General features: G+C 34.4%; 7 protein-coding genes. 2 read left to right on the forward strand and 5 right to left on the reverse strand.

Annotation, left to right across the window (positions count from 1 at the left end):
• Positions 1-87: 87 nt before the first annotated feature.
• Positions 88-543, forward strand: a complete 456-nt coding sequence (locus AB8B65_RS04395; RefSeq protein WP_405299642.1) for a hypothetical protein — start codon at positions 88-90, stop codon at positions 541-543.
• 2 nt (positions 544-545) lie between these two features.
• Positions 546-1,406, forward strand: a complete 861-nt coding sequence (blaOXA, locus tag AB8B65_RS04400) for a class D beta-lactamase (RefSeq protein WP_405299643.1) — start codon at positions 546-548, stop codon at positions 1,404-1,406.
• Positions 1,407-1,748: 342 nt separating this feature from the next.
• Here the strand turns inward: blaOXA and AB8B65_RS04405 are convergent, their stop codons facing one another.
• The 5 genes from AB8B65_RS04405 to AB8B65_RS04425 are packed head-to-tail and all read right to left on the reverse strand — an operon-like array spanning position 1,749 to position 7,011.
• Positions 1,749-2,435 carry a hypothetical protein gene (locus tag AB8B65_RS04405; protein ID WP_405299644.1) on the reverse strand — a complete coding sequence of 229 codons (687 nt, stop codon included), beginning with the start codon at positions 2,433-2,435 and terminating at the stop codon, positions 1,749-1,751.
• A 6-nt stretch (positions 2,436-2,441) separates the two neighbouring features.
• Positions 2,442-4,352: a PASTA domain-containing protein gene (locus tag AB8B65_RS04410; RefSeq protein ID WP_405299645.1), complete on the reverse strand. Its 1,911-nt coding sequence runs from the start codon at positions 4,350-4,352 to the stop codon at positions 2,442-2,444.
• Positions 4,353-4,355: 3 nt separating this feature from the next.
• Entirely contained in the window at positions 4,356-5,060 is a 705-nt protein-coding gene (locus tag AB8B65_RS04415) for a hypothetical protein (protein ID WP_405299646.1), read from the reverse strand.
• An 11-nt stretch (positions 5,061-5,071) separates the two neighbouring features.
• On the reverse strand, positions 5,072-6,514 hold the full coding sequence (locus AB8B65_RS04420) for a hypothetical protein (protein ID WP_405299647.1): 1,443 nt from the start codon (positions 6,512-6,514) through the stop codon (positions 5,072-5,074).
• Positions 6,515-6,516: 2 nt separating this feature from the next.
• Positions 6,517-7,011 (reverse strand): hypothetical protein, encoded by a 495-nt coding sequence (locus AB8B65_RS04425; RefSeq protein WP_405299648.1) that lies wholly within the window; start codon positions 7,009-7,011, stop codon positions 6,517-6,519.
• Between the last annotated feature and the right edge of the window lie 146 nt (positions 7,012-7,157).

Below are 7,157 nucleotides of genomic sequence, written 5' to 3' on the forward strand. Positions count from 1 at the left end.
ATCAAAATGTACAATGGGGTTTCAGCATATTTCGTTTGCTAATTCATCGTATTTTCGGCAAGAAATGGAAGCATACAAGTTTGTCTTATGAATATATTTTCTAAACTATTTGGCAGTAATACGAAGTCTAAAAAGCAAGTATACACACATTACGTGCTTAATGAATCTAAAAATGGCTATTCTTTAAAAAAGATGCAGAAAACGATTTTGATTTTTCCAGATAGAATCAATACAAATGCACATTCAGAAGCAAAAACACAAGTGGTTTTTACCAAAAAATTCCGTTCACTGCCCGAATTTTGGAACTACATTACCAAATCTGAAAAATGGTATGTGGAATACCAAGCAAATACTATTGAACATATAGAAAAATATATAGCGGTTTTGGAACCATTCATAGAAAATTCAACAAACGAATTGCGACAAAAAATGAAATTTTCAGATCATGAAAGTTATATCATTGCAGGATGGGATAATTTACTATTTCGATATAAAGAAAAAAGTGAATTGAAGCTTAAAGAAAGTGAAAATCTAAAAGAATAGTTATGAAACAATTACTCATTTTCTGCCTCTGTATTGCTTGTTTTTCGTGTAAAGAGGAATCAAAAAGGAATAAGAAACTACAAGAGAAATCCGCTACAGCGAAAATTACAAACAATCATATTCAGAAAGAAGTGTTTCAGGAAATCATAGATTCCGCACAATTGAAAGGCGCAATTCTTTTATATGATTTGAAAAAGGATACATTTTATTCCAACGATTTTTCATGGGCAAAAACAGGGCAATTGCCAGCATCAACGTTTAAAATCCCGAATTCTATTATTGGTTTAGAGACAAAAGAAGTGGAAGATCAACATACTATTTTTAAGTGGAATGGTGAGAAACGATTTTTTAAAGCTTGGGAAACCGATTTAACATTTCAGCAAGCGTTTCAACGTTCGTGTGTTCCTTGTTATCAGGAAGTTGCGCGAAAAGTAGGAGTGAAGCGAATGCATACATATATAGACAAATTTCAATACGGAAACATTGAAGTTGATTCCACCAATTTAGATAACTTTTGGTTGCAAGGAAATGCGAGAATTAGTCAATTTCAACAAATCGATTTCTTAAAACGATTCCAACAAAATAAACTTCCAATTTCATACAGAACCGCAACAATCGTCAAAGAAATCATGATTCTCAAAGAAACCGAAAATTATGTGTTGCGCGGAAAAACAGGTTGGTCTATTGTTGGCGAGCACCATAACGGTTGGTTTGTCGGCTATGTAAACAGCGGCGATCAAGTATTTTTCTTTGCTACAAATGTGGAACCTATTTCTAAGGGATTTGTTCAAAAAGAGTTTCAAAATAACCGAAAAATTGTCACATATAAAGCGTTGAGAGAATTTATTAATTTATCAAATTGATAATATAGCAATGAAAACATCTTTGCGATAATTTTGAAAAATTCGAGGCAATCTGTTCGTTTCAAAAACTATTTTGAGTTCAATCACAAACAGATTGCTTCGTCATGCTTCCTCGCAATGACGTTCTAAATGATTTTTTATCGTACAATGAACGTACAATCGAGCTTTGTATCGAGAACTGCTGAGAAACGATTTGTTTTCAAAGTACTTCTCGATACATTTTTTCTTCATTTTATTGCGAAAAAACACTCGAAGTGACGTTTTGTGATTTGAAACAACTTAGTTTATTAAATCGGAGTAATTTAAAATTTAGCATTCAACATTTAGCGTTTAAATTTAGTATCAATCATCTACAACAACTGGCGCTAAAACATCTAATGTAATGACATCATCTGCGCGAATCATGCTTGGTTTGTTGACGTCGAAAGCTGGCAATTGCGAATCAAAAGTTGATGCGTCAGTAAGCGTTTCTTCGTCTACATTCTCACCAAAATCGAGTCCAAGTCCATATTCGGTTAATAAGGTTTTAATTTCTGCAAACGTTCTTTTGACAGGATTTCCATTTTCATCTTCTTTCTCAATGATATTTGGCAAGAAGCGAATTATTTGTGCTTCTGATGGTGGCACAGGAACAATATCAAATTGAATTTCTGCGGTAGCGTTTAATCCTAAATTATACTTATTTGAGTTAGAAGCGTTTACAGGAGTTGCATACATTTTTGGTCGAAATGCACGTCCATTTTGAATGGAATTACTCGTACTTTGCTGTGAAATTGACAACGAAATTTTGGCTTTCGCCGTTGTTTTCGGAATGGTATAAAAAGTAGGTTGATACCCAACTTCTCGTAACATTTTTAAGGTTTCCGAACCTTTATCTGGATCACTGTTATATATATCTAATGTTTGTCTTAACGAACCTTCGTCAAGTGCGGCTTGTGCTTCTCCGACACCTTCGCCAATTGAGGCAATAAAATCTCCTAGTGGTGCGGCAAATGCATCTTTTACATAATCATACGAATTGCTTGACATAATTTTTTAGTTTATTGGTTTTGCGAAAATTACTATTACTTCTTGTCCTTCTACAATAGTTGCATCTGGCGCTGGCGATTGTTTGAACGATTGCCCTTCAATGAGTTTGTCATCATTTGTTGGATGATATACAGCATCTAATTTTAATCCGTTATTGATTAATACTTTTCTAACGGCAGTTTCAGTCAATCCTAAAATATTAGGCATTTTTTGATCTACAGTTGTTGAAGCTGTGTCAGTTGGCACAATATCAATACTGATATCGCTAATTGCGGCACTGTTTACGTCTTTGGCAGATTCATAATCTAACAACCCAAAAATGGTTCCGTCAGGTCCTTTTTCAACCGTAGTTTTCAAGTTTAATGACACATTGGCGAGTTTGTATTTAGAGTTCACCAATTCGGAATCTGCTTTTACAACATCATTTACAATACTGCTGTATACTTTACTTGCGGTTAATTTATTTGGATGATCTGTTACATTAAAATCTTGTGCTTCTGCCAATTCTTGTTGTAAGGTTTCTGTTTCACGTTGCAACGATTCTACAAGAGTTTGTTTTTGTAGTAATTCGGTGTTTTTTACTGTGACCAATGCTTTTTCTTGCTGAACTGCATCCTGTAATTGAGTAATACTAGTTTGAAAAGCTATTTTTTCTTGACTCAGATTGTCTCTTTCTGTGGTAACATTTGCAACTTGCACTTGTAAATCGTCTCTTTGAGTCGAAATGTTTGCGACTTGTAATTCTAAATTATTTTTCACTACTGTAATGTCAGCAACTTGCTGTTCTAAGTCATCTCTTACGATTGATATATTAGAAACTTCTTGTTGTAAATCGTTGTATAAAATTTCAAAGTTATTGTCTCCTACATTTACAACTTCCATCGTTTCTATTTGCTCACGTTGTGTGGCAACTACTGTTTCTAAGTTGTTTTTTTCGGTTTGAAGCGTTTCTCTCAGTGTTCTTTCCGTAGTTAAATTTACTCTTACTGCTTCCAAACTTTCACTCAATTCAGCTACTTCTTGTTCTTTTATTTCCACATCATTTTGAACAGTTGAAAGTTGCGTTTGCAGCATTTCACGTTCGTTAGACAAAGTAGCGACAGCATCATTAAGTCCAGAAACTTGTGCTATTGCTGTATCTCTTTCCATTTCAATAGCGAGTGTATCACCTGTTGAAACTTCCATCGTTTCCATTTGCTCGCGCTGTGTTGCAAGTGCTGTTTCTAAGTTTGTTTTATCAACTTCAAGCGTTTCTCTTAAGGTACGTTCGCTCGCTAAATTTGCGCTCACGGTTTGCAAATTTATATTTAAATCAGCTAGTTGTTGTGCGTTCGTTTGAAAATCACTTTGAACAGTTGAAAGCTGCGTTTGTAACAATTCTCGTTCGTCTGCTAAAGAAGTAATTGTTGCGTTGAGTCCTGAAACCTGTGCAATAGCTGTTTCTTTTTCTTCCTCAATGGTGCGAATTGAGTCCATTAGCTCAAACATAGGTACTTGCGAAGCTATAATTACATGATCTGCTTTTGCAATATATTTTTTTGAGTCTAACAACCAACTTTCTCCAAAATCTATTGTAAGACTTACATCATCTTTAATAACTGCTGTAAAAGTAGTTGCAATGACTTCTGGGTTTCCCGATTGTGAAGCTGCATTGATAATTCGAAATGAAGGTGTTCCTCCAGATTTTATGACTTCACGTACCACGCGAATGGTCTGATCTGAAGTAGAAATTCGATATGGAATTTTTACAATGTGAAGTAACTTTCCGCTCTCCAAAATTAATGCATCTGTGAGTGGCAACCACTTTTTTAAATTTACATTGTAAAACTGAATTTGTACTTTAACCGTTTTTGCAGGCTTATTATTTACATCATATAACAGATGTTTAAACTGAATACTATTTATATTAACTGCCATGACTTATTTTTGAATTGAAATTTTAGAGAGCACATTTCCAACGTTGACTTCTATTATTAAAATATTTCCGTTTGTAAAGTCAACACTATCCACGTTTACTTGTGTTTTTGCTTTTCCGTTTGCATCTGTTCTAATTTCACTAGTGCTTAAAAAAGCAGTTCCATGATTTAGTGTTGCGTTCGGGTTTAGTAATTCTGTTTTTTGCTGATTGTAATTAAACTCCACCAATGCATCAGAAATTTTTTCGCCTGCTGCGTTAAATACATCAACATCAATATCGTAAATGTGAACATTTGAAGTTACTTTCGGTGTTGCGTTGATAATCATTTGTGGCAAACCTTCATTAGGTACAACAGCGATAAAACGGCCAGAAATTGTACTCGTTACTTTATTCGTTTCCTTTGTGTCAGTCGTTGTATTTGCTACAGGTTTAAAAGCAAGCGATCGTTCGTATCCTTTTTGATATACGCGTGCATATGGACTTGATACAGGATTTTCAGAAGTTTGTGTTTCTGAGCTTGTTTCTTTTTCAAATTCGGCTTCTACTTGTAAATTAAAATCCAAATAGGGTAGCGTATACAACGTATTTGGTCTACCAAATTCGTCATACGGTTTTACATTTCTCAAATGATTTTGTGCCTCATTTAAACTATCAGAAATTCCTAATAGTATTTGTTTTAGGGTTAATGCATTATTTGATGTGCTCATTATGTATATTTTTAAAGTGAGAAACTATCTTTTTGCTTTTTAGCGCTTTTAAATGTGTCAATACCTTTTTTGATATCTTTGATTGTATTGAAATCAACTTGCTGTTTTTTATTTCCGACATTAAAGCCTTGTGTTTCTTCTTTTTTTGTTTGTTGTTTTTGGATGAAACCAAAATCGAAAGCATTTTTCGTAGTTGCATCCTTTCCGCTAATAAAATCAACGGCTTTTAGTTTTTTCTCAAATAGATTGGTCACTGATTTCGTTTTTTCTAATTTCTTGTTGGCAGTATTAAATAACTTGTCAACTTTATTTAGTTTTTTCCCAACTTTATTGACAATGCCCATTCCTTTGGAGACTTTGGTGCTTAATGTTTTTAATTCAGGCGATTTTACAACGCTGGTTATTTTTTCAATTCCAGTTTGCAACTCATTTCCTGTTTTATTGATTGTATTGAATGTATCCGTAACTTTTGATACTTTTTTGGTAACAGTATCAAAGGTATCCATTGCGTTAGAAGCCTTTTTTGCAACGGTTTTTACCGTTTGTACAGGTTTCTTTTTAGCTGCGTTATTGATAAAAGAATCTAACTTTTCCGTGCCTTTTTTTACAGCATTAGAAATTGCTTCTACAGATTTCTTTTTCCTTCCAATTTCATTGATAACATTGCGCTTGCCGGTATTTTTTAACAGTGTTTTTTCTTGCCTTTTTGGTTTTTGCGATGTTGGCAGTTGCGCTTTTTGTTTTTTTGGTATTGGTTTTAACTTGGGTTTTGGTACAGCTAGTTTTGGTGTTACCGATTTCTTTGCCGATGTAAATACAGGAACCTTAGCTACGGATTTTTTAGGGTTCTTAGTAAAATCATCAAAAGTTTTCTTTCCAGTTTGAATTTTTTTTCCAAATTCAAGTAAAGAAGTTGCCTTTTTCTTCTTTTTTGAAACAATTGTGTTTTCAGGTTTTCTCTGAACTTTAGGAATACGAACAGCAGGTTTTGAAGCTTTTTTAGGTTGAATAAAACCCGTATTTGGTGTTGCTTTTTTTCTTTTTTCAGAAATTGGCGGAACACTCGAAATAGCTCTCTTTTTCGGAGTAAAAGATGGTGTTACTTCCCAACGATCGTCTTGCTGTTTGCGGTTGCTTTCTTTTCGTTTTTTTCGCTTTTCCTCTGCTGCTGCTTCCTCTTTTTTCTTTTGATCAATTGTTTTTATTTCATTCTCATACCTTTTATCTGTATTTGAATCTTTCTTTTTACCAGTGAGTTCAGCCATTTCATCTTCAAGCTTTTTTTGCTCGTCAATTAATGATTTTAAACTCGTGTTAATTTCGGCAACATCTTCTAATGATTTGTCTGATTTTTTTGCATCAGGAGAAAGTAACGAAGCTATATTAGCTATTTCCTCGTTTTCTTTCTTCGGTGCTTTTTCTTTTTTAACAAAGCTTTTCCAATGTTTAGCCATCTTTATGAACTGGTATTTGAATCGTTATTAGGTCTTTGACTGTCCAACTCGTTTTGAATCATTGCTTGCAAACGTTGCTCAAAAACAGGCGGATTTGGAACGGTTACCAATTTGGTTCTTACTAATGAACTTGCTTCGGCAGAATATTGATATTTTTGTGAGTAACTAGCCGAAACGGAAGCACTTACAGCTGCAAATCCTACATTAAATCCGGCACTTACCGAAACGGAAGCTCCAAATTCTCTCGATTCCATCATAGAAACAGACATTTTACACTCAAAAAATGTATCAACAAATTGATAAAATGTTGGCGTAAAACCTAAAGCGAGTAAGCTGTATTCTTCGCCGCCCATTTCTACTTTGGTGTTTACAAGTTCTTTAGCTAATTCCATAGAAACTCTATCCAAAGCTCTTTGCGCTTCTGCAATCCCTATACCCAGAGACTTAATCATCTCGGGTAAGGGTGCATTTTGTATTTCTCTGGTGATTCTACCCATGGATACTAGTTTTCAGACTCTTCTCTAGCAATTGCCATTTGTTGTTGAACACGCTCTTCTAATGCCGCTGGTGGCGGAATTGGAACTAGTTTTGTTTGTAGTAAACTTGATCCTTCTGCCGAATAACTATATTTTTGAGAGAATCC

Origin of the sequence: Kordia sp. (assembly GCF_045105435.1) — a bacterium.
Lineage (GTDB): Bacteria > Bacteroidota > Bacteroidia > Flavobacteriales > Flavobacteriaceae > Kordia.

Bases quoted from the DNA above. Each gene is read 5' to 3' on its own strand.
- AB8B65_RS04410 (WP_405299645.1), bottom strand. From the start codon at position 4,352: ATGGCAGTTAATATAAATAGTATTCAGTTTAAACATCTGTTATATGAT.
- AB8B65_RS04405 (WP_405299644.1), bottom strand. From the start codon at position 2,435: ATGTCAAGCAATTCGTATGATTATGTAAAAGATGCATTTGCCGCACCA.
- AB8B65_RS04420 (WP_405299647.1), bottom strand. From the start codon at position 6,514: ATGGCTAAACATTGGAAAAGCTTTGTTAAAAAAGAAAAAGCACCGAAG.
- AB8B65_RS04395 (WP_405299642.1), top strand. From the start codon at position 88: ATGAATATATTTTCTAAACTATTTGGCAGTAATACGAAGTCTAAAAAG.
- AB8B65_RS04415 (WP_405299646.1), bottom strand. From the start codon at position 5,060: ATGAGCACATCAAATAATGCATTAACCCTAAAACAAATACTATTAGGA.
- blaOXA (WP_405299643.1), top strand. From the start codon at position 546: ATGAAACAATTACTCATTTTCTGCCTCTGTATTGCTTGTTTTTCGTGT.
- AB8B65_RS04425 (WP_405299648.1), bottom strand. From the start codon at position 7,011: ATGGGTAGAATCACCAGAGAAATACAAAATGCACCCTTACCCGAGATG.